Source organism: Klebsiella sp. RHBSTW-00215, assembly GCF_014103785.1.
GTDB lineage: Bacteria > Pseudomonadota > Gammaproteobacteria > Enterobacterales > Enterobacteriaceae > Klebsiella.
Genome location: NZ_JABXQS010000001.1, coordinates 1307120 through 1330100, shown reverse-complemented (window position 1 = coordinate 1330100; position 22981 = coordinate 1307120). Strand labels below are relative to the sequence as shown.

Here is a 22981-nt window from a genome sequence, read left to right as displayed (position 1 = left end):
ATCCCCGGAGGCGGCGCTGCGCACCTGTCCGGGCTACTCGATCGCAGCCGACGGTGAACCCGTAGCCCGGGCAGGCGCATCGCGCTGCTCCCGGGAGAAAGGGGGAAGATGATTTTATTTCCAGTTGCCGTTTTTGCGTTTAAAACCTCACCCCAAAGTCGTTATAGTTTCAGACGAAAAAATAATAACGATTCTCTATGGACTGACGGGGTAATAACAATGAAATTGCGTTTACGGGCAGCCGCCGCCGTGGTGCTGGCGGGCCTGCTGCTGGCGGGCTGCGACCAGAAGGGCAGCGATGCCAAACACATTAAAGTTGGCGTGATTAACGGCGCGGAACAGGATGTAGCAGAAGTGGCGAAGAAAGTAGCCAAAGAGAAATATGGCCTCGACGTTGAGCTGGTGGGCTTTAGCGGCTCGCTGCTGCCCAACGAATCCACTAACGCCGGGGATCTGGACGCGAACGTCTTCCAGCACCGCCCGTTCCTCGCCCAGGATAACAAAGCCCACAACTATCGCCTGGTGGCGGTTGGTAATACCTTCGTCTTCCCGATGGCGGGCTATTCGCGCAAAGTTAAATCCGTCGCCGAGCTGAAAGACGGCGCGACCATCGCCATTCCTAACGACCCGACCAACCTGGGCCGCGCGCTGCTTCTACTCCAGCAGGAGAAGCTGATTACGCTCAAGGCGGGCACCGGCCTGCTGCCGACAGCGGTCGATATCACCGACAACCCGCATAACCTGAAAATTATGGAGCTGGAAGGGGCGCAGCTACCGCGCGTGATTGACGACCCGCAAGTCGATGTGGCGATCATCAGCACGACTTACCTCCAACAGACCGGGTTAACGCCGGTGCGCGACGGCATCTTTATCGAAGACAAAAACTCGCCGTATGTGAACATTATCGTGACCCGCGAAGACAACAAAGACGCGGAAAACGTAAAAGAGTTTATGCAGTCCTACCAGTCGCCGGAAGTGGCAAAGGCGGCAGAGACTATCTTCAACGGCGGCGCGGTTCCCGGCTGGTAATTATTGACACAAGGAGATGTGGCGATGACCCGGCAACGCCAGGCAGATTTGCTGCTAATAGCCGCGACGGTTATCGCCGCCTGCGGATGGATTTTTTCCCGTGAAGCGATTGCCGGCATGCCGGTTTTCGCCTTCCTCGGCCTGCGCTTTTTCTTCGCCGCGCTGCTGTTGCTGCCGTTCTGTCGCGGGTTTCGCGTCGACAAGCAGTACTGGCCGCGCATTATTATCAGCGGCCTGTGGTTTGCGTTAAACCTGTGCCTGTGGATCTACTCGGTATCGACAACTCCGTCGCTGGGCGAAGGGGCGTTTATTATGAGCCTGTCGATGCTGTTCGTGCCGCTTACCGCGTGGGCGATGATGAAGGCGCGTCCGGCGCGGGCCTACTGGGAGTGCCTGCCGATTGCCATTGTCGGCCTCGGTTTGCTCAGCCTGCATATGCCGATTGAGTTTCACCCCAGTCAGGGCTGGTTTCTGCTGACCGCGCTGGTGCAATCAATCTGGTTTTGCTACACCAGCAACTGCGCCCGCGAGGTGCCGCTGATCCCGCTAACTACCGTGCAGCTAGGCATCACCGGGATTGTCGGACTGGGGATTTCCGCCGCCGTCGAGACCTGGGATCAGCCGTTTACCCTGCCGACCTTCGGCTGGCTGCTCGCCAGCATTGTCATCGCGACCAGCCTGCGCTTCGGCCTGCAAATGAAGGGGCAGAAGTACGCAGCGGTTGCCAGCGCGGCAATTATTATGGTCCTTGAGCCGCTGTTGACGGTGATTGCCGCCGCGCTGTGGTACGGCGAACAGCTGCCGTTGCAGAAGATTATCGGCGGCGTGCTGATCCTCGTCGCCCAGCTGTGGTTTCGCTGGCGGATGCTGAAACCGCTACGCTAAACCGGTCCGCCGCTGCGCCATCAGATGCAGCAGCGGCACCAGCGATAGCCCGTCCGGCATCTCGCCGCGGGCTATCAGCTGGCCAATCTCTTCGAGGGTAAACCAGCCGGTTTCCATCACCTCATCCTGATCTTCATCCATCCCCACCCAGGTTAAATCACTGGCAAGCCAGGTGATAAACAGCTGGTCACTGCTGCCATAGGAAGGGTTATAGCGGATGATTTCTTCGGCATTTTTCGCCTGCCAGCCGGTCTCTTCCCGTAGTTCACGCAGGGCCGCCTCGCGCGGATCTTCCCCTTCATCAACGCCGCCCGAAGGAACGGCCCATACGACCTGGTCTATTAGATAACGGTAGTGGCGGATTAGCAGCACTTTGTCATCCTGCATCGCCACAATCCCCACAGCGGGTCGCGGGTAGTGGATGGAGTAAAAATCCCGCCGATCGCCGGGGGCCATATCAATGCCGACCTTGCGCATGCTGAACCACGGGGTGTCCGCCATAACCTCGGCGTCGTGCATATCGGCGGCGGTTAACTTCTTCTTCATCGTAGCCACTCTTCCTGAAAATTGAGCGTTCAGCACACCATAGCCGGGAGCGGATGGCAACCACTGTAGATTGGCCCAATCCCATCGATCATTGCCCAAACGCCCATATTGCGCCAGGCTTGTGGCACGTACGATGTTCGCCAGATAACCGCAAAGAGGAATGAGCATCATGAAAATAACCCACATCCGTAATGCCACACAGATTATTGAATATGCTGGTAAAAAATTTCTTATTGACCCCATGCTTTCTGACAAAGGTGCCTGGGCAGGCTTCGCCGGAACCGCGCGCAGTGAGTTGCGCAACCCGCTGGTGGCGCTACCTTTCTCTGTTGAAAAGATTGTTGATGTTGATGCCGTTATCGTCACCCACACCCATGAAGATCACTGGGACGAGGCGGCGATCGCCGCGATCCCCAAAACGCTGCCGATCTATATTCAGCATGAGGCCGATGCTCAGTTGCTGCGCGGACAAGGGTTCAGTGATATTCGTCTGCTCTCTGAGGACAGCGCGTTTGCCGATGTTGCCCTGGTGAAAACCACTTCTGGCCAGCACGGTAGCGACCGCACTTATGCGGTTGCGGCGATGGCCGAACGTCTGGGCGAAGCCTGCGGCGTGGTGCTGCGTCATCCGCAGGAGAAAACCCTGTGGCTGGTGGGTGATACCATCTGGCGCGATGAAGTAGAAGCCGATATGGTCAGACTACAGCCGGACGTGGTGGTGCTAAATGCCGGATATGCTCACGTTATCGGTTTTGGGCCGATCATTATGGGCAAAGAAGATGTGCTGAAGGCGCATTTCACCCTGCCGGAAGCCAAAATTGTCGCAAGTCATATGGAAGCGGTAAACCACTGCCTGCTGAGCCGCGATGAGCTGCGTCAGTACGTGGCCGACAATCAGATTGCCGATGCGGTCAGCATCCCGCAGGATGGGGAAACGTTGGTCTTTTAATGCCGGAGCGGGCGATGAAACTCACGGAAGTGGCGATTGTGGCGGTGGACGGGTTTAGCCCATTCCACTACTCGGTGCCCTGTATGCTGTTTGGCGATACGGTCTCGGAAACCAAACGCTTTAATCTGCATATTTGCGCCGAACGACCGGGGCTATTAACCGCGCGCGATGGCTTTGCGCTAAACGCCAGCGGCGACTTCGCGACCCTTGAACAGGCGGATATTGTGGTGGTGCCTTACTGGAGCGCGGTGAACCAACGTCCAACGCAGTCGCTGCTCGACAGCCTGGTGCGGGCGCGTAATAACGGTGCGGAAATCGTCGGCCTGTGCCTCGGGGCATTTGTGCTGGGCTATGCCGGGCTGCTTGACGGCAAGCGGGCTGCGACCCACTGGGAGTTCGAGCAGGATTTTCAGCGTCTGTTTCCGCAGGTGCAGCTGGATATCAATGCGCTGTACGTCGATGACCAGCGCATTATTACCTCGGCGGGTACCGCGGCAGCGCTCGACTGCTGCCTGTATATCATCCGCCAGCGTTTCGGCAGCCTTGCCGCCAATCAGATTGCCCGGCGGATGATCGTCCCGCCGCACCGCGAGGGCGGGCAGGCGCAGTTTATTGCTCAGCCAGTGCCGAAAAACACCCGCGACGCGCGGATTAACGGCCTGCTTGAGTATCTCCAGCAGCATATCCGCGAACCACATAATCTTGATTTGCTGGCGCAGGTGGCGGCAATGAGCCGCCGCACCCTGACCCGCCATTTCGCCAAAGCGACCGGTATGAGTATTGCCGACTGGCTTTCCGCCGAACGCCTGCGACGCAGCCAGCTTCTGTTGGAGGCCGGGGATTTACCGATTGAACAGGTGGCAGAGGAAGTGGGCTATCTCTCCGCCGTGACTTATCGCCAGCAGTTTAAATCGCGCTTTGGCGTCAGCCCGGCGGAGTGGCGGCGTACCTTTCGCCGTGGCGCTTAGCCGCCGAGAGTAGCGCTGTCGATCACGAAACGATATTTCACGTCGCCTTTGACCATTCTCTCCCAGGCTTCGTTAATCTGATCGCCGCGAATCAGCTCAATATCGGCGACGATACCGTGCTCGGCGCAAAAATCGAGCATATCCTGGGTTTCAGGAATGCCGCCGATCATCGACCCGGCAATCGACCGGCGACGGAAGATCAGGTTAAACACTTCCGGAGACGGATGCGGCGTGGCGGGCGCGCCCACTAGGGTTAGCGTGCCGTCGCGTTTAAGCAGCGTGGTGAAGGCATCGAGATTGTGCGGTGCCGCCACGGTGTTGAGAATAAAGTCGAAGCTTTTCACGTGCGCCGCCATCTCGTCCTCGTTGCGCGACACTACGACCTCATCCGCGCCCAGCTCTCGCGCCGCATCACGCTTGGATTCTGAGGTGGTGAATGCCACCACGTGGGCGCCCATGGCGTGGGCCAACTTGATCCCCATATGCCCCAGCCCGCCGATCCCGACAACGCCCACTTTTTTGCCCGGTCCGACGTTCCAGTGGCGCAGCGGCGAGTAGGTGGTGATACCCGCGCACAGCAGCGGCGCGACGGCGGCCAGTTGCGCTTTAGGATGGCGCACGCGCAGCACGTAGCGCTGATGGACGACGATTTGCTGGGAGTAACCCCCCAGGGTGTGGCCGGGGTCATCCTGCGTTGGGCCGTTGTAGGTGAGCACCATGTGGTCACAGTAGTTTTCCAGCCCGTCCTGGCACTCCTCGCACGCTTTACAGCTATCGACCATGCAGCCGACGCCCACCAGATCGCCAACGGCATAGCCGGAGACCCGGTTGCCCACGGCGGTCACCCGGCCAACGATTTCATGGCCCGGCACGCAGGGGTAGAGCGTTCCGGCCCATTCGGAGCGCGCCTGGTGTAAATCGGAGTGGCAGACGCCGCAATAATCAATGGCGATCTGCACATCATCCGGCCCCGGTTCACGGCGGGTGATGGCCATAGCGCCCAGCGGCTGGCTGGCGGAGTTCGTACCAATAGCGTTGATCTGCATAGCAAAACCTCTTCTGTGTAACGGAGTTGAATAAAACGGAGGGGGAGAACGTTTTTTGCGCGGTAGCGTTAAGCGTAGCCTGGTTGAAGCGGGATGGGAGGGGGAAAGCTCAAAGGGTTAAAGAGCTGCTGAGGCGAGAGGGGATTTCGTTAGTTATTAATATAGTGCGGGCTGATTTTTAAACTTAATCAGATCTGCAATAAGTAACGAATCGTGTCTTTTGGTAAAGAGTTTCGTTACTGATAAAAAGAAATAATTATCATTATTCCAAATGAGAAAATACGCAAGACCTGTTTGCCTGAAGGCTTGTGGACTTTTTTATTGCCCATAAATAGAAGTGGTGTAGCGCTTAATCAATATTTTAAAAAACGCTTTTACAGTATAACAAATTGTTGAGTCTGATTGATTTTTATTTATTAACTTGTGATGTGAATGTATTGGTTTGTTATGTTGTTGTATATTCGTGCTTTTATAATTTGTTATGAATGATTGTTGTTTTCTCGCGGTTTTTTATCCTTCTTTTTACGCTTTGTTACTCCTTTCTGCGTTGAATCATTGGTAGTAAGAATAGAATCGGTCGCTTATTTCTAAGCTCTATTTCTCCGCTTCCCTCAAAAACGATAAAGCCAGACTATTCAACGGGAGTGCCCATGCCCTTTTTGAGCATTATTATCACAGCGCATAATTGTGAGCTAACGCTTGCTGAGACGCTGGAAAGTGTGAAAAAGGCCATTGATTTTGAAAAGGATGTTGAAGTCATTGTGCTTAATGACAGCTCTTATGACAAGACGCAGCAGATTATTGAGCGTTATGCAGAGACGTTTTCTTCGGTTCAGATAAGAGAAGTTCAACTGAAAAATGTCGGTAGAGTCAGAAATATTGCGGTGCAGATGGCCCGTGGTGAATATATCACCATGGTTGATGGTGACGATCTGCTCAAGCCGCGAAGCTTGCGCGATGCGGTGGTATTTCTTAAACAGCATCGGCCCGATTTGCTGCTGACGCACCTGATTGAAACCCGCAACCTCAGCGCCATCAATAGCAACTGGGCGGGCTTTTCGCCGGTTAAGCTACCGCAGAATGAGGCCGTGCGTCGTTTTCTGATCCATAAAGACTTTCAGGCGCATTTAATCGGTCAGTTTATTCGCAAGGATATCTATCTTTGTGCGCCGATTCCATCAATGACCTGCTATGAAGACTTTGCCGTTTTTCCTGCTTTTCTGATGCATTCGCAGAATATCTGGTTCCAGAAAGAGGGGCATTATCACTACGTCAAACGGGCAAATAGCCTCTCCAGCGTGCTGGATAAAACAAAAATCCGCCATTTAATTAACTGCACAAAAAGAATGGAGAGAGTGTTTCCCTCTTCATTTCATTGGCTGGTATGTTGCCATTGGTTGGATATTTATCTGAAACATACTCAGTTGTTAACTCATGAACAAATCAGCATTGTTGAAGAAAAAATAAAATCAACCTTATCTCCGGGGTTTTTTATGTCTCCTGACGTGAGATTAAGTTATAAGAAAAAGGCTATTCAGGCATTATGGAAAAGATAAACCGCAATATCTATACGCTAACGATAATACTGGCGGCGATATCGCTATTATTCCTGCTACTGGACTCTGCCCAGCAGCGAGTGTTTTTCTATCTGGCGATATATGCCAGTGTAATGGGGCTATTTCTGGAGCGGAAAAATCTCGGAAAAATACGCCTGAAGGTCGCCTTTCTACCGCTGATCGTTGGGGCGATGGAGATGCTGTGGTTTCTCTTTTACGAGGTGAAGCACGGCCATATCAATCACTATAACGATCACTTTCTCGGTGGTAAAAAGCTGCTACTCGGCAGCATCCTGGTGCTGTATCTGGATAGCTTTAAACATCATCTTCGCCGCAACGCCCTGAAGAAAATTTTCCTTATCGTTGTGGGTATTAGCCTGTTGCTGGCAACTGTATATGGCTTTATCCAGGAGTGGCAGGGTATTTCGCGGGTTGAGATGGCGATTAATCGGCCTACGGTTGCCGCCTATATCTATTCAACGCTGTCGCTGGCATTTATCTATGCGTTATTTCAACTGCGCAAAAGACCGGCCTATATACTGGCTGTTGCGGTGATGCTTATCTCATACCTGAACATTATCTTCACCGGTACGCGGGCGGCGATGGGGCTGTATCCAGTGCTGATCTTCCTGCTCACGCTGTTTAATTTCAAAAAGATTCAGCTCAAGCCGATGCTGGGCGTAGCGGTGGTCGTTCTCTGTATTGTGGGTATCAACTTCAACGCTCATATCAAACCGAAAATCACCCAGACGGTACATGAAATCTCGACTTACCAGACCGGTAATGACGATACGTCACTGGGCGCGCGCTTCTCAATGTGGACAGTAGGTATTTATAACGGCGTTCATAAACCGTTGGGGCAATCAATGGAGAGCCGCGAACGCTTGAGCGCCGATTATGTGCAGGATCATCCGGAGAATAAAACCGCGATGATGTACATTAACGTCCATCTGCATAACGAGATAATCGATACCTTCTCGCTACAGGGTGTGATTGGGCTGGCGCTGATTTTGGGGTTCTATATTGGCGGCGCGCTGCTTGCCGTTCGGCGTAATAATCTGCTGCTGCTTTTTATTATGCTGTCGATGTTCGTTTATGGCTTGACGGACGTATTGTTGATCAGCGCTGAATTTGTCGCTTTCTTTATTATCCTGGTGGCGTTCAGCACCGTTATCACAGAGGACAATACTGCTCCGGCCTGCGTGGGGCTGTCGGGGAAGCGTGCCTGAAGAGATGGGCTTGCGCAAAAAAACGGCTACTATCGCCGTATTCTGGTGAAAAAACAATGTCACAAGGACGCGAGAAACCAAAGATGAATACGCTATTTCTGATTGGCCCCGGCGGGGTGGGAAAAAGCACTGTTGGGGCGCTGCTGGCACAGGCGCTGGGTTATCGGCTTATCGATCTTGATAGTCAGTTTTGCGAGCAGATTTTAAATATCCGCGAATATATTCAGCGTGATGGGTACGAAAGCTATGTGCGTGAGAACGCCGCGCTATGCGCTCGCCTGCTGGCAGATAACCCAGATGAAAAACGAGTGGTGGTGCTGTCTTCGGGATTTCTTGCTACTGACGTCTGCCCGGAGATTGTTGCCAGTAATCGGCAGCTTGTGCGACAGGCCGGGTATTCCATACTGCTGCTGCCTTCAGAAGATATCGATATCGCTATGCGCATTGTGGTTGAACGCCAGCTGGCACGCGGTTTTGGCCTGGTCAGAGAAAAAGAAGAGGCGAAGTTCCGCCAGCGTTTTAAGGAGTATTGTGGATTAGCCGATTGCTGGGTGGTTTCGTCTGAGGAGCCGGAGAGGGTCGCGGAGCGGGTGGGAGAGAAAGTGGTTGCGGATTGCACAGGCCTACAGATAATCCCAGATCGCGTAGACCGGGCAAGGCGCTAGCCGCCGCCCGGCAGAAATGCGAGCACAATAGTTTGTGAGGATCGGAATCCTCAGGGCTGCTTCATCGAAATAGTCGGGTACAGCCGATGAACCAACGGACGGATTCTTCAGCCGCTCATCGTCCATCACAAAACCTTTGATCAGATATTCCTGGAGCGTCTGGGTTGCCACTGGCGGAACTGCATGCCGCGAGGGGAACGAACGCGATAGCAAACGGCAAGTATTAGCGGCAAACTAACGTATTGAACCTGATAATTTTTTCCATCACTGGGAGTTGTTCGGCAAAACCGAACAACTGAATTTACCTCAAGTTCTCCATCTTCAAAAATGTTCTTTATATGCTCGCTGATGGTGGCTTTTGCTTTGCCGTACAGTTCGCAGATCATTGCCTGTGAGAGCTAAAGTGTATCGCTTTCAAAGCGGCATTCAACTCGTACTTTCCCATCACCACTGGCAAATATAACGAACTCACCTGCTGGGGATGACGTTAAGTGTTCATTTGCCATATAGCCTCCGGGTTAACCTGCTTTGGCTCGCATAGTATGTCAGAAGAGCACAAATTTCATTAGACGGACGATTAACCTGGAGTCATTTGGGAGCTGCCATCCAGAAAGTGAAGATTTCCGGGCGTCAGACGAGTTGAAGCGTACTGTTAACGCTTTTAATGACCAATACAAAGAACTTTTAGGTGGCCTCATGTCAATCATATCGCGCGAAAAAAAGCCAAAGGGCGGCGGTCAGTCCCCGCAGTTCAAAATGCGCATTGATCCGGCATTGAAGGAACAGTTGGATGCTGTGGCAGCGGAAGAAGGAGTGAGTCTTGCAAGCTGGCTTAAAGAGCTGGCAAGAAGCGCGCTAAAAGCTAAAGGAATTGAACCGAAGGGCTGATTTTCTGGATAAGTTCACATGGTTAGAAATGCTGAACTGGCGGAAGATCACAGGAGTTGAACCTGCCCGGGACCGCTGGCGGCCCCAACTGGATTTGAAGTCCAGCCACCTCACCGGAGATGACGATCTTCCGCGCCTCGATTGCTACATGGAGGCGGGGCGCATTATAGCTACTTTCCTGCATTAACCACATACCCCAACGCACTTTTTTACTGTTAAAACTGGACTTTACAGAACCTTCTTAAACAAATCCTTGCAAAATCCGTGGCTTACACTTTTACACACTCTTACAGGCTACCGAGATCACATAAAACAAGAAACGTAATTTGATTATGAGATATCGCAATTCATCTTACTGCGCAGATAGTTTACAAATTCTGTAACCGGTACCAACAAGCGGTATCGCTGAGAGATGAGTGTGTTGTTATGAAAAATCATATTTTGTCCGTCAAAGAGAAGATTGGCTACGGCATGGGCGATGCCGCCAGCCACATCATTTTTGATAACGTCATGTTGTATATGATGTTTTTTTATACCGATATTTTTGGTATTCCTGCCGGCTACGTCGGCACCATGTTCCTGCTGGCCCGCGCGCTGGATGCGATATCCGACCCGTGCATGGGATTGCTGGCCGACCGCACCCGCAGCCGCTGGGGGAAATTCCGCCCGTGGATACTGTTTGGCGCGATCCCGTTCGGCCTCGTCTGCGTGCTGGCCTACAGCACGCCGGACCTGAGTCATAACGGCAAGCTGATTTACGCCGCGGTCACCTACACTCTGCTGACCTTGCTCTACACCGTGGTCAATATCCCGTACTGCGCGCTGGGCGGCGTCATTACCGACAACCCGACGCAGCGCATCTCCCTGCAGTCCTGGCGCTTTGTGCTGGCGACGGCGGGCGGCATGCTCTCGACCGTCTTGATGATGCCGTTGGTGAACTTTATCGGCGGCGAAGACAAGGCTTTTGGCTTCCAGGGCGGCATCGCAGTGCTCTCGGTGATTGCTTTCCTGATGCTTGCCTTCTGCTTCTTCACCACCAAAGAACGCGTCGAAGCGCCGCCAAGCTCCACCTCAATGCGTGAAGACCTGCGCGATATCTGGCGCAACGATCAGTGGCGCGTGGTTGGCTTGCTGACCATTCTGAACATTCTCGCGGTCTGCGTTCGCGGCGGCGCGATGATGTATTACACCACCTGGATCATGGGGTCCGCTGCGCTGTTTACTGTGTTCCTGACCACCTACTGCGTCGGCAACCTGATCGGCTCGGCGCTGGCGAAGCCGCTCACCGACTGGAAATGCAAAGTCAGCGTCTTTTGGTGGACCAACGCCATCCTGGCAGTGCTGAGCGTGGCGATGTTCTTCGTACCGATGGACGCCGAAATCACCATGTTCGCCTTTATCTTCGTGATTGGCGTGCTGCACCAACTGGTGACGCCGATTCAGTGGGTGATGATGTCCGACACCGTCGACTACGGCGAATGGTGCAACGGCAAACGCCTGACCGGCATCAGCTTCGCGGGCACTCTGTTCGTGCTCAAGCTGGGCCTGGCGCTGGGCGGCGCGCTGATTGGCTGGATGCTGGCGGGTGGCGGTTACGACGCCGCAGCCACAACCCAGAACAGCGCCACCATCACCATCATCATCTCATTGTTTACCCTCGCTCCGGCGGCTTGTTACCTGCTGAGCGCGGTTATCGCTAAACGCTACTACACCCTGAAAACGCCGTTCCTGAAAAAGATGATGGCGGAACTGGCTCAGGGCGCGCGTCGCAACGAACACGACTTCACTTCAGCGCCGACAGGCAAAGAATTGCAAAACTAAGAGGAAGCTATTGATGAAAATCAGTGATGGAAACTGGCTTATCCAACCAGGGCTCAATCTGATCCAACCCGTGCAGGTGTACGAGGTTGAGCAGCAGGGTAACGAAATGGTGGTCTATGTCGCGTCGCGCGAGGTCCGTGAGCGTGCCGCTCAACTGGATACCCCGCTGTTTACCGTGCGCTTCTTCTCCCCGCAGGAAGGGGTGATTGGCGTGCGCATGGAGCACTTCCAGGGTGCGCTGAACAACGGCCCGCACTATCCGCTGAACGTCCTGAAAGACGTGAAGGTAGAGATTCAGAACGGCGCTGAAGTTGCCGAGCTGAAGAGTGGTAACCTGACTGCCCGCGTGACCAAAGGTGACTTCTGGTCGCTGGATTTCCTGCGTGACGGCGTGCGTATCACCGGCAGCCAGCTGAAAAACGACGGCTATGTGCAGGATACGAACACTAATCGCAACTACATGTTCGAGCGCCTGGATCTTGGCGTCGGCGACACGGTTTACGGCCTCGGCGAGCGCTTTACCGCACTGGTGCGCAACGGTCAGACGGTCGATACCTGGAACGAAGATGGCGGTACCAGTACCGAACAGTCGTACAAAAATATCCCGTTCTATCTGACTAACCGCGGCTACGGCGTGCTGGTTAATCATCCTGAGCGCGTCTCTTTCGAAATCGGCTCCGAGAAAGTCTCTAAGGTGCAGTTCAGCGTCGAAGGTGAGCATCTGGAATATTTCGTGATCGACGGCCCGACCCCGAAAGAGGTGCTGAACCGCTATACCCAGTTCACCGGACGTCCGGCGCTGCCGCCAGCCTGGTCTTTCGGTCTGTGGCTGACCACCTCGTTCACCACCAACTACGACGAAGCGACGGTTAACAGCTTTATTGACGGTATGGCGGAGCGCGATCTGCCGCTGCACGTGTTCCACTTCGACTGCTTCTGGATGAAAGCCTTCCAGTGGTGCGATTTTGAGTGGGATCCGGTCACGTTCCCTGACCCGGAAGGCATGATTAAGCGTCTGAAAGATAAAGGTCTGAAGGTCTGCGTGTGGATCAACCCGTATATCGGCCAGCGTTCGCCGGTATTTAAAGAGCTGCACGAGAAAGGCTACCTGCTGAAACGTCCGGACGGTTCGCTGTGGCAGTGGGATAAATGGCAGCCGGGCCTGGCGATTTATGACTTCACTAATCCGGAAGCCTGCGAGTGGTATGCCAACAAGCTGAAAGGCCTGGTGGATATCGGTGTTGACTGCTTCAAGACCGACTTCGGCGAACGCATTCCGACCGACGTGCAGTGGTTTGACGGCTCCAACCCGCAGAAAATGCACAACCACTACGCCTTCATCTATAACGAGCTGGTGTGGAACGTGCTGAAAGAGACCGTTGGCGAGAAAGAAGCGGTGCTGTTCGCTCGTTCCGCCTCGGTGGGCGCGCAACAGTTCCCGGTGCACTGGGGCGGCGACTGCTACGCCAACTACGAATCGATGGCGGAAAGCCTGCGCGGCGGCCTGTCGATCGGCATGTCCGGCTTTGGTTTCTGGAGCCACGATATCGGCGGCTTCGAAAATACCGCGCCTGCTCACGTCTACAAGCGCTGGTGCGCCTTCGGCCTGCTATCGAGCCACAGCCGTCTGCACGGTAGCAAATCCTATCGTGTGCCGTGGGCTTACGATGACGAGTCCTGCGACGTAGTACGTCACTTCACGCAGCTGAAATGCCGCATGATGCCGTATCTGTATCGTCAGGCGGCGCTGGCCAATGAGTTCGGCACGCCGATGCTGCGTTCAATGATGCTGGAGTTCCCGCACGACCCGGCCTGTGACTATCTGGATCGTCAGTACATGCTGGGTGATTCCGTGCTGGTCGCCCCGGTGTTTAGCGAAGCGGGCGATGTGCAATTCTATCTGCCGGAAGGCCGCTGGACGCACTTGTGGCGTAACGACGAAGTGCAGGGCAGCCGCTGGCATAAGCAGAATCACGATGTGCTGAGCCTGCCGGTTTACGTGCGTGATAACACCCTGCTGGCGCTGGGCAACAACGACCAGAAGCCGGACTACGCGTGGAACGAAGGCACCGCTTTCCAGCTGTTCAACCTCGACGATGGCCGCGAAGCCGTCTGCCAGGTTCCGGCAGCGGACGGTTCGGTGGTCTTCACGCTGAAGGCGAAACGCCAGGGCAACACCATTACCGTTAGCGGTGAAGGCGATGCCAGCGGCTGGACGCTGTGTCTGCGCAATATCCCGCAGGTTGCGGGCGTGCAGGGTGGCGCTCAGGCGGGCAGCGAGCTGGGCGCAGTTGTCACCGCGCAGGGCAACGCGCTGACGATTACGCTGTAAGGTTTTTCTATCCCGAAGCACGGGTTCGCAGCCATCTGCGGACCCGTAGCCGTTTCAGTTTATCCTTCCCGGTGGCGCTGCGCTGACCGGGCTACGGGTTCACAGCCGTCTGCGGGCTGGTAGCCCGGACAGGCGCGTGAAGCGCCGCCTCCGGGGATGCACTAAAGCTAAAGGCGATTAAATATCCCCTGGTATATTCTTGCGGTAAATTGAGATCGCTATCACGTATATTTCTTTCTGAAATGTGATCTGAATTATAATTATTCCTTAATACCCCTCTTCGTTTTATTTCTGTCCGGATGTCCGGACACGATTTAGTATTGTTGTTTACTCCCTGTCTCCTTATATTTATCCTCAATGATTTATGTAGAGCTCGCGTCGTATCGCGATGTCTGCCTGGCATTAATCTGCTATGCAAAAAGGGTAAATAATGTAAATGATTACCTCACGACAGAACAGATTATTGAAATTTCTCCTGCCCCGGAGAGAATACGTTACGTTAATGAAAATCGCTGAATATTTAAATGTTTCAGAAAAAACGGTTCAGCGCGATTTACGTTTTTTACAGCAGTGGCTCTCTGAGTGGAAAATTATTATCGATAAGCGCTCAGGTACTGGCGTGATGTTAATCGCTGATAATGTCACCGACCTGCTGCAATTAGACCAATTGCTCAGTAATGAGGGCGAAGATAGTGATGTGATGATGAATAACTCCCGGCGAGTGAAAATCGCCTCGCAGTTATTAAGCGAAACGCCGCTGGAAACCTCAATTAATAAACTGTCGGAGCGCTATTTTATTAGCAGCGCCTCTATCGTTAATGACCTGAAAATTATCGAATCATGGATCACCCCGCTAGGTTTAGCGTTGATCCGCAGCCAGAGCGGCACGCATATAGAAGGTAGTGAAACCCGCGTTCGCCAGGCGATGGCGTCGTTAATTAACGGCGTAATTAATCACAACGAACCCGGCTGTATTATCCATTCCCGCCTGGATTCAGGAAGCTATAAAGCGCTGGTCCATTATTTTGGCGAGGAAGATGTTTTATTTGTTCAGTCATTATTACAGGAAATGGAGCGCAGGCTGTGCTGGTCGTTAGGTGAACCGTATTATGTCAATATCTTCACCCATATCCTGATCATGATGTATCGCATTACTCGTGGGAATGCCTTACCGCGCCGGGAACAGGGAAATCAGCTCTTTGATGAGACTGTTTTCAGCGTGGCGCAGAATATGCTGCAAAAAATTGAAGCGCGGATCGTCCATTCGCTACCGGAAGATGAAGTCTGGTTTATTTATCAATACATCATCTCATCCGGCGTGGTGGTTGAAGAGCGTGATGATGTCAGTATGGCGCGTTACATGCACTCGAGCGACGAGGCCCGGCTGGTGACCAGCCGTCTGATTAGCGCTTTTTCAGCCATGATTGACATCGATTTAACCACCGACAGCGCATTATATGATGGCCTGCTTATTCATATAAAACCGCTGATTAACCGCCTTAATTTTCGCATTTATATTCGCAACCCTCTGCTTGAGGATATTAAAGGTGAGCTAATGGATGTCTGGCCGCTGACCCAGCGTGCGGTGAATCAGGTCTTCAGCGGCTGGGGAGAATACGCGGTTTCCGACGACGAGATTGGCTATTTAACCGTTCATTTCCAGGCCGCGATGGAAAGACAGGTCGCCAGCAAACGCGTTCTGCTGGTCTGTTCGACGGGAATTGGCACCTCGCACCTGTTGAAAAGCCGGGTGCTAAGAGCATTCCCCGACTGGACTATTGTCGGCGTGGTATCGGCGGGGAACCTGCATACCCTTCAACCGCAGGATAATATTGAACTGGTTATTTCGACGATAAATTTGCCGGAAATCAATCTGCCGGTGGTTTATGTCAGCGCATTTTTTAATGATGCCGATATCCGGCGGGTTACGGAAAAAATCGTCACCGATAAATTACATAAAGCGGCAATCTCTGCTGTAGATAATGAAATTTTATATCCATGAGGTAAAGAATATGGACATAACCAGGATTTTAAACACCAAACGCGTTTTGTTAGATATGCAGGCCACGAATAAAGCGGAAGCTATCGAGGAATTAACCGATTTATTGCAAAAAGATGGTGCGATAAGCTGCCGTGAAACCTTTATTCAGGATGTCTGGCAGCGTGAGTCAGAAGGCTCAACGGGGTTTGAAAATCATATCGCGATCCCTCATGGAAAATCGTCTGCTGTTATTAATACCACCCTCGCTATTGGCCGCACCCAGCAGGATATTGCCTGGGAAACGCTGGACGGTAGCCAGGTTCGCTGCATTATTTTATTCGCCGTGCGTCTGGAAGATCAAAATACCACCCATATTCGCCTGCTGTCCCAGGTCGCCGGGGCGCTGGCGGATGATGACATTATTGAACAACTGCTCGAAGAAACCAGTCCGCAGAGGATTATTGACTTGTTTAGTCAATATGCCGAATCGGATGCTTACTAACAATAACTATCGGAGTCCGAGATGAATATTGTCTGTGTTGCCGCCTGTACCGCGGGGATTGCTCATACTTATATTGCACGTGAGAAGCTCATTAAAGGCGCGAAAGCGCTGGGTCACAATGTCAAAGTTGAAACGCAGGGGACTATTGGTACCGAGAATGAACTTGCGGCGGAAGATATTGACGCCGCAGATGTCGTGATTCTTGCCATTGACGTGAAAATAAAAGGTGAGGAACGTTTTAAAAATAAACGGATTGTCAGAGTGAAAACCGAAGTGGTTATTAAGTCACCGATTCAGTTTATCGAAAAGGTCGAAAAATCCCTGGCTAATGCCTGATCCTTAATCTGGAGGGATCTACCATGAGTGAGAATAAAATTCCCGTCTCACAGGAAATTAAGAAGCATTTATTAACCGGTATTTCATGGATGATACCGCTGATCGTCGCCGCTGGGATCTGTATCGCGCTTGGGCAAGTGCTTGGCGGGACGAACGTTGGTGAGAAAACCGGCACCATTCCGTGGATGTTAAACCAAATTGGCGGCTGGGGCATGGGGCTGATTGTACCTTTGATCTGCGCTGCTATCGCCTACTCCATCGCTGACCGCCCTGGATTTGCGCCGGGTTTGATTGTCGGTTTTGTCTGCGGGCAAATTCACACCGGGTTTATTGGCGGTATGCTCGGCGGCTTCCTTGTCGGCTACACGGTGCTGGCGCTGAAGCACTATATCCGGCTGCCGAAGTCGATGCAGGGGCTGATGCCGATCATGGTGCTGCCGGTGTTAAGCACGGTGATCAGCGGTTTGCTGATGATGACCTTGATTGGCAAGCCGATCGCCTGGCTTCAGGAAGCATTAATCCACATGCTGGAGTCGATGCAGGGCGGCTCGCGCTTCCTGCTGGGAGCCATTCTTGGCGCCATGGCGACCTTTGACTTCGGCGGCCCGGTGAATAAAACCATGTCGCTGTTTGCCGATGGTCTGCTGGTTAGCGGCGTCTACGGCCCGGAAGCGGTGAAGTTTGTCGGTTCGATAATCCCGCCGTTCGGCATCACCCTCTCGTTCCTGCTGACCCGGCACAAATATACCCGCGCCGAACGTGAAGCTCTGAAGGCCGCCTTCCCGATGGGGATCTGCATGATCACCGAAGGGGTGATCCCGATTGCCGCCCGCGATCTACTGCGCGTCGTGGGATCCTGCGTGGTGGCGTCGGCGGTAGCCGGTGGGCTGATCATGACCTGGGGCGTCGAGAGCCCGGTGCCGCACGGTGGAATGTTTGTGGTGCCGCTATTCACCCATCCTCTGCTGTTCTGTCTCTCCCTTGGGATCGGCACGGTGATTTGCGGCGTAATGCTGTCTCTGTGGAAAAAGCCGGTGACCGAGCGTGATGAAGAGTTCGATGAGCTGAGCGACCAGAAAGTCAAAGACGAAGAGATCACCTTTACCCTCGAATAAAGGAGGCCCTATGTTTTCCGACATGAAAAGTATGGTGACCAAAGCCTGGCGCGAACGGTATGCCCTGCTGGCGATTAACTGCATGAACCTGGAAAGCGCCCGCGCGGCGGTGCGCGTAGCGGAAAAATATCGTGCGCCGATTATTCTCAACCTGTATCAGGGGCACCTGTCGCACTTTCCGGCCTCTAGCGCAGCGGCGGTAGTCAGGGTCCTGGCGGAAGAGGCGAGCGTTCCCGTCACGCTGAGCCTTGACCACGGTAAGGACCCGATCAAGGTTCGCCAGGCTTTCCGCGCCGGATTTAGCGGGCTGATGATTGATGCTTCAGCGTTCGCGCTTGAGGAGAACATCCGTCAAACCCGCGCGGTGACCGAGCTGGCCGCCAGCGTTGGGCTGTGCGTGGAAGGCGAGCTGGGACATCTGGCGGATGCGCCGCGCTACGACCAGGCCACCAATGCCGATTTAATGACCCAGCCGGAGGATGTCGCCCCCTTTATCGAACAGACCGGGATCGACCTGCTGGCGGTCTCCGTGGGGACGGCGCACGGCATGTATGCCCCCGGTGTGAAGCCAGCGCTCGATTTCGACCGTCTGGCGCAGCTACAGCGGGTGTCGTCTGTCCCGCTGGCGCTACACGGCGGGAGCGGCACGCCGTTCGATCAACTGCAACGTTGCCCGGAGCTGGGCGTCGCGAAAATAAACGTTGGGGCGGCGGTGTTTGAAGCCGGAAAAGCGGCGCTGCTGCATACCCTGTGCCACGACAGCTCCATCGAGCTGGCCGACGCGCTATCGGTGATGGAGCAGGCCAGTGCTGACGCCATCGTCCCCTATTTACATGCATCCGGCTCAATCAATAAAGCCTGATTAAATTTCAGTAATGCCTTCTATGCCAGCGCATATCTGCCCTGGCAGGGCTTACTACACCCTGAAACTGGAGAATAACGATGTTAGTTTCAATGAAAGAATTACTTAAACCGACCCGTGAACATGGCTTTGCGATTGGCGCATTTAACGTGGCGGATAGCTGTTTTATTCGCGCTGTGGTGGAAGAGGCGGAAGCAACAAATACCCCAGCGATTATTTCTATCCATCCCAGCGAGCATGATTTTGTTGGCGACGCGTTTTTTAGCTACGTACGGGATATCACTATGCGCAGCCGCGTGCCGTTCACTCTGCATCTGGATCATGGCGCATCGGTCGAGCATGTCCTGCGCGCTATTCAGTGCGGCTTTACGTCGGTGATGATCGATGGCTCGTTGCTGCCTTACGAAGAAAACGTGGCTCTGACCACCGAAGTAGTGCGGTTGGCGCATGCGGTGGGTGTGTCGGTTGAAGGGGAGCTGGGGACTATCGGCCAGACCGGTACTTCCGTCGAAGGCGGTGTGTCGAAGGTCACGTATACCGACCCGGCCCAGGCGGAAGATTTCGTCGCCCGTACCGGCGTGGATACGCTGGCGGTGGCGATTGGTACCGCGCACGGCATCTACCCGAAAGGGATGCAGCCGGAACTGCAAATGAAAATCCTGCGCGATATCGCCGGACGTCTGTCGATTCCGCTGGTGCTGCACGGCGGCTCGGCTAACCCGGATGCGGAAATTGCCGAGTCCGTGACCCTTGGCGTCGGCAAAATTAATATCTCCAGCGACATGAAATATGCCTATTTCCTGAAAGCGCGCGAAATTCTGGCGAAAGAAACCTGGTGGGATCCGAACGTGATTTACCCGGAACCGATTAATGCTGCACGGGAAGTGATTCGCCACAAAATGAAGCTCTTTGGTTCAACCGGCAAAGCCAGCCTCTATTAATACCCCAACGAGGCGGGATAACCCGCCTCGACATTCACATTCTGCGGCTGAAGCGGAGTCGACAATGAAACGTTCACAGATTAATTATGCGATTGATAAAGCCCATGCCATCGCCGAAACCTTTCGCATCTGCTTGCCCGAGTTCGCTGGGTTTACTGCCGATTTCTGGTCACAAAAGCGGGCGGAAGAGTGGCAGGAAGTGCGTGATTTACAGCTTGGCTGGGATATTACCGATTTTGGTAGCGGCTGTTTTAATGAAACCGGCCTGACGCTGCTGACCCTGCGCAACGGCGCGTTATCCGATGCGCGCTACCCCAAACCGTATGCCGAGAAAATGTTGCAGATTCAGCAGGATCAACAAACGCCATGGCATTTTCACTATCACAAGATGGAAGACATTCTGAATCGCGGCGGCGGCCACCTCTGCATGCAGCTGGCATGGGCGACGGAGGAGGAGCAACTGGATGCTCAGCGCAGCGTGAGCGTCGCGGTTGATGGCTGTCAGCGCACGCTGAAACCGGGCGATACCCTGGTGCTTAAACCCGGGCAGGGTGTCTGTTTGCCACCCATGCTCTATCACCGTTTTTGGGCCGAAAACGCGTTGGTGATGGGTTGGGAAATATCGATGGTCAACGATGATAAACGCGATAACCGATTTCTGGAAGCCAGCGGTCGCTTCCCAATCATTCAGGAAGATGAACCGATAAAATGGTTATTGTGCAGTGAGTATCCGCGCTGATAAGCCGTTATACCCGTCATACTTCAAGTTGCATGTGCGTTGGCTGCACTCACTCACCCCAGTCACTTACTTCAGTAAGCTCCTGGGGACTCGTTCTCTTGCCGCCTTCCTGCAACTCGAATTATTTAGGATATAGTGTTGGCTGAGCTATGACCCTCTTCGCAAGAGGGTTTTTTTATTCCATTTTATCGAAAAAAGTAACGTTCATTTCATTCTGGTGATTCATCCCACAGACACTATTGCCGCCAGGTGATAGCGTAGTTTGCCGCTGAGAGGAGCCCGGAATGGATTTAGAAAATATCTTTCGTGACGTAAAGCTAAGCAAAACCGAGATGACCGTGCTGCGCTTTATCCAGAACGATCCTGAGCAATGCGTTCGCGAGGGGGTCCGCGCCGTTGCGGAGCACTGTTATAGCAATCCCTCTTCGCTGGTGCGGCTGGCGAAAAAGCTGAAATTCAGCGGCTGGCTGGAGCTGGTCTATTTTATTAAATTCAATATCACCATGCCCAAGCTCGATGTGACCAATGATATTGACTATATGAGCATTCAGCCGGTGGAGCGCATAACGCCGTTGCTGGAAAGCCTGCAACATCACCGCATTTTGATTCATGGCAGCGGCTTTTCGCAGCTGATCGCCCAGTATATTTATAATAAATTTTTGGTGACCGGGGTGAATGCCAGCCTGGCGCTGTGGCCGGATTACGAGATCCTCGAGCAGAAGAATGCCGCCAAATTTGATTCGATCTGGATTATTTCCAAATCCGGGCGCAGTAGTTCGGCGCTGAACTGGGTGAAGGCGCTGGAGGGGAAAGAGATTAATCTGGTCTGCTTTACCGGCGATTATCAAAGCCCGCTGGCGCAGGCAGCGGATACGGCGTTTATCATTCACGACCCGCAGAAGTTCGATGACGATATTTACTGGAGTAACCCGTTTTTCGGTTATTGCATACTCGGCTTTGAGCGGCTGCTGAAGATGTGGTTTATGCAAACGGGTATCCCCGGAGGCGGCGCTGGCCCGCAGACGGCAGTGAATCCGTAGCCCGGTCATACAGTAGCGCCACCGGGAAGCAGTAGCGCCGATGCCTCAGGTCCGGCGCATTTCCCGGAGGCGGCGCTTGACGCGCCTGTCCGGGCTACCGGACCTCAGATGGCTGTGAACCCGTAGCCCGGATAAGGCGTTAGCCGCCATCCGGGGAATTTAGCCGGGCGTTTATTGCCAGTCGGCGAACTGCTTATCATCGAGATAGGCTTCAACCAACGTTTTCGCCAGTGAATAAGAGCCAACCAGCGGATGCGCCATCAGCGCCCGGACCGCCAGGGATTTATCCCGCTGCAAAATGGCCGCCACCGCCAGCCGCTCATACTCTTTCACGTTGGCGATCATGTTTTTCTGCGCCGTTGGCACATGTTTCGGCGTCACCGGCTTCAGGCCGTCTTTGCTCAGGTCGCAGCTGATCTCAATCACATCGTCCGCGCGCAGGAAATCCAGCGTGCCGTTGTTGGGCATCGATACCACGATGCGCTTGGTGGTAGTGCTGTTGACGGCTTCCAGAATATCCAGCGCCACGCCCGCATAGCCGCCGGTATCCGGCTCCTCGATAAACTGCTTTAAGGTCAACGGTTCGCGGGTGTGGAATTTCTCCTGCTGCGACTCGTTCTGCATGTAGCTGTTTTCTCTGCGTAAATAGTGCTTCATCCAGATGGTAAACGCCGCTTCCGGGTTGGCTTTTACGTCGATGGTTCGCAGCTCTTCGCGCATATCGTGATTGATGCGGGCAATCTGCTCGCCACGGGTTTCCTGCGCGTTCTGAATCGCTTTTAACGCCACTTCACGATAGTAGTAATAATAGAGATATTCATTAAGCAACTGCTTATCACACAGCTGGACCAGCTCCGGCGAAAAGTACTGCATCGCCGTTTTGCGGTATAAATCCGGGCTGGCGATCAGCCTCTCGGTGACATCTTCGCCGCGCACGGTGAAATGGGTAAACCAGGAGAAGTGGTTCAGCCCATAGCACTCGACGCCGAGGTCGTTCTCGTCGCAGCCGAGGATATCCGGCAGCTCACGGATAAGCTCCGATGGTGCATCGCAGATGCCGTACACCCGGCGCTTAAAGCCGGATTTGATAATCGCCTCGGTCACCAGCCCCGATGGATTGGTGAAGTTAAATAAAATGGCATCTTCAGCGGCGTGCTCTTCAATCAGGCGGCAGTAGTTAAGAATCGCCGGAATCGAGCGCATTGCCATGGCAAAGCCGCCTGCGCCAGTGGTCTCCTGGCCGAGGGTGTTATTTTCCAGCGCAATCCGCTCGTCGCGGATGCGGCTCTCATCGCCGCCTACGCGCAAGGTGGTTATCACATAGTGGCTTTTTTTCAGCGCTGATACCGGGTCGCTGGTAATGCTAAAGTGAATATCCGGGCGAATGGTATTAAACACATAGCGGGCGATTTCGCCAAATACGGCCAGGTTATCGGCAGAGCTGTCGAGAAATACCACTTCCTTTAAACCAATGCGGTGCGCGTTATATGCCAGAGACTTTGCCAGGAATGCAGAGCGAACGCCGCCCCCGCCTAATACGGTTAATTTCAT

At 53.8% G+C, this 22981-nt stretch carries 21 protein-coding genes, 1 tRNA gene and 1 pseudogene; 18 read left to right on the top strand and 5 right to left on the bottom strand.

What is annotated here, in order from left to right; translation table 11 throughout:
* Positions 1-219 precede the first annotated feature (219 nt).
* Together nlpA and HV127_RS06385 are read left to right on the top strand one after the other, a co-directional pair.
* The gene (nlpA, locus tag HV127_RS06390; RefSeq protein WP_182235350.1) at positions 220-1029 is read left to right on the top strand and encodes a lipoprotein NlpA; all 810 of its coding nucleotides are present in this window, start codon (positions 220-222) and stop codon (positions 1027-1029) included.
* Between the two features lie 24 nt (positions 1030-1053).
* Positions 1054-1914 carry a DMT family transporter gene (locus HV127_RS06385; protein WP_182235349.1) on the top strand — a complete coding sequence of 287 codons (861 nt, stop codon included), beginning with the start codon at positions 1054-1056 and terminating at the stop codon, positions 1912-1914.
* Here HV127_RS06385 and HV127_RS06380 read toward each other — a convergent pair.
* Positions 1906-2460 carry an NUDIX hydrolase gene (locus tag HV127_RS06380; RefSeq protein WP_182240574.1) on the bottom strand — a complete coding sequence of 185 codons (555 nt, stop codon included), beginning with the start codon at positions 2458-2460 and terminating at the stop codon, positions 1906-1908. The two genes, HV127_RS06385 and HV127_RS06380, sit on opposite strands and share 9 nt — an antisense overlap.
* Before the next feature lie 169 nt (positions 2461-2629).
* Here HV127_RS06380 and HV127_RS06375 point away from each other — a divergent pair, with 169 nt between their 5' ends.
* Together HV127_RS06375 and HV127_RS06370 are read left to right on the top strand one after the other, a co-directional pair.
* Positions 2630-3409, top strand: a complete 780-nt coding sequence (locus tag HV127_RS06375; protein WP_182235348.1) for an MBL fold metallo-hydrolase — start codon at positions 2630-2632, stop codon at positions 3407-3409.
* A gap of 14 nt (positions 3410-3423) precedes the next feature.
* Positions 3424-4377 (top strand): helix-turn-helix domain-containing protein, encoded by a 954-nt coding sequence (locus HV127_RS06370; protein ID WP_182235347.1) that lies wholly within the window; start codon positions 3424-3426, stop codon positions 4375-4377.
* Here HV127_RS06370 and HV127_RS06365 read toward each other — a convergent pair.
* Entirely contained in the window at positions 4374-5423 is a 1050-nt protein-coding gene (locus tag HV127_RS06365; RefSeq protein ID WP_182235346.1) for an NAD(P)-dependent alcohol dehydrogenase, read from the bottom strand. The genes HV127_RS06370 and HV127_RS06365 overlap by 4 nt on opposite strands.
* A 650-nt stretch (positions 5424-6073) precedes the next feature.
* On the opposite strand from HV127_RS06365, the gene HV127_RS06360 reads away from it, so the two are divergent.
* The 3 genes from HV127_RS06360 to HV127_RS06350 all read left to right on the top strand — a co-directional run bounded on the left by HV127_RS06360 (position 6074) and on the right by HV127_RS06350 (position 8873).
* Positions 6074-6979 carry a glycosyltransferase family 2 protein gene (locus HV127_RS06360; RefSeq protein WP_182235345.1) on the top strand — a complete coding sequence of 302 codons (906 nt, stop codon included), beginning with the start codon at positions 6074-6076 and terminating at the stop codon, positions 6977-6979.
* Positions 6967-8208 carry an O-antigen ligase family protein gene (locus HV127_RS06355; protein ID WP_182235344.1) on the top strand — a complete coding sequence of 414 codons (1242 nt, stop codon included), beginning with the start codon at positions 6967-6969 and terminating at the stop codon, positions 8206-8208. The genes HV127_RS06360 and HV127_RS06355 overlap by 13 nt, the downstream gene beginning before the upstream one ends.
* Before the next feature lie 83 nt (positions 8209-8291).
* The gene (locus HV127_RS06350; protein ID WP_182235343.1) at positions 8292-8873 is read left to right on the top strand and encodes a shikimate kinase; all 582 of its coding nucleotides are present in this window, start codon (positions 8292-8294) and stop codon (positions 8871-8873) included.
* Between the two features lie 60 nt (positions 8874-8933).
* Here the strand turns inward: HV127_RS06350 and rhuM are convergent.
* A pseudogene (rhuM, locus tag HV127_RS06345) lies at positions 8934-9379 on the bottom strand (RhuM family protein); the annotation flags it as partial.
* A 190-nt stretch (positions 9380-9569) separates the two neighbouring features.
* On the opposite strand from rhuM, the gene HV127_RS06340 reads away from it, so the two are divergent.
* A complete protein-coding gene (locus HV127_RS06340; protein WP_142464181.1) occupies positions 9570-9761 on the top strand; it encodes a toxin-antitoxin system HicB family antitoxin in 192 nt (63 codons plus the stop codon).
* Between the two features lie 37 nt (positions 9762-9798).
* Here the strand turns inward: HV127_RS06340 and HV127_RS06335 are convergent.
* Positions 9799-9893 (bottom strand) — tRNA-Sec (locus HV127_RS06335).
* 294 nt (positions 9894-10187) lie between these two features.
* Between HV127_RS06335 and HV127_RS06330 the strand changes: the two genes are divergently transcribed.
* The 10 genes from HV127_RS06330 to HV127_RS06285 all read left to right on the top strand — a co-directional run bounded on the left by HV127_RS06330 (position 10188) and on the right by HV127_RS06285 (position 21430).
* Complete coding sequence (locus HV127_RS06330) at positions 10188-11582, top strand: glycoside-pentoside-hexuronide family transporter (protein ID WP_182235342.1); 1395 nt, start codon at positions 10188-10190, stop codon at positions 11580-11582.
* A gap of 13 nt (positions 11583-11595) precedes the next feature.
* The gene (gene yicI / locus HV127_RS06325) at positions 11596-13914 is read left to right on the top strand and encodes an alpha-xylosidase (RefSeq protein WP_182235341.1); all 2319 of its coding nucleotides are present in this window, start codon (positions 11596-11598) and stop codon (positions 13912-13914) included.
* 436 nt (positions 13915-14350) lie between these two features.
* Positions 14351-15916, top strand: coding sequence for a PRD domain-containing protein (locus HV127_RS06320; RefSeq protein ID WP_182235340.1), 1566 nt, complete (start codon positions 14351-14353; stop codon positions 15914-15916).
* A 10-nt stretch (positions 15917-15926) separates the two neighbouring features.
* Positions 15927-16397, top strand: a complete 471-nt coding sequence (locus HV127_RS06315) for a fructose PTS transporter subunit IIA (protein WP_182235339.1) — start codon at positions 15927-15929, stop codon at positions 16395-16397.
* Between the two features lie 21 nt (positions 16398-16418).
* The gene (locus tag HV127_RS06310; RefSeq protein ID WP_004126741.1) at positions 16419-16733 is read left to right on the top strand and encodes a fructose PTS transporter subunit IIB; all 315 of its coding nucleotides are present in this window, start codon (positions 16419-16421) and stop codon (positions 16731-16733) included.
* Between the two features lie 23 nt (positions 16734-16756).
* Complete coding sequence (locus HV127_RS06305) at positions 16757-17848, top strand: PTS fructose transporter subunit IIC (RefSeq protein ID WP_182235338.1); 1092 nt, start codon at positions 16757-16759, stop codon at positions 17846-17848.
* Positions 17849-17858: 10 nt separating this feature from the next.
* Positions 17859-18710 carry a class II fructose-bisphosphate aldolase gene (locus HV127_RS06300; RefSeq protein ID WP_182235337.1) on the top strand — a complete coding sequence of 284 codons (852 nt, stop codon included), beginning with the start codon at positions 17859-17861 and terminating at the stop codon, positions 18708-18710.
* A gap of 80 nt (positions 18711-18790) precedes the next feature.
* Complete coding sequence (locus HV127_RS06295) at positions 18791-19651, top strand: ketose-bisphosphate aldolase (RefSeq protein ID WP_182235336.1); 861 nt, start codon at positions 18791-18793, stop codon at positions 19649-19651.
* Positions 19652-19715: 64 nt separating this feature from the next.
* Entirely contained in the window at positions 19716-20390 is a 675-nt protein-coding gene (locus tag HV127_RS06290) for a D-lyxose/D-mannose family sugar isomerase (RefSeq protein WP_182235335.1), read from the top strand.
* Between the two features lie 284 nt (positions 20391-20674).
* On the top strand, positions 20675-21430 hold the full coding sequence (locus HV127_RS06285) for an SIS domain-containing protein (protein WP_182235334.1): 756 nt from the start codon (positions 20675-20677) through the stop codon (positions 21428-21430).
* Between the two features lie 171 nt (positions 21431-21601).
* Here the strand turns inward: HV127_RS06285 and HV127_RS06280 are convergent, their stop codons facing one another.
* Positions 21602-22981: a glycoside hydrolase gene (locus tag HV127_RS06280; protein ID WP_182235333.1), complete on the bottom strand. Its 1380-nt coding sequence runs from the start codon at positions 22979-22981 to the stop codon at positions 21602-21604.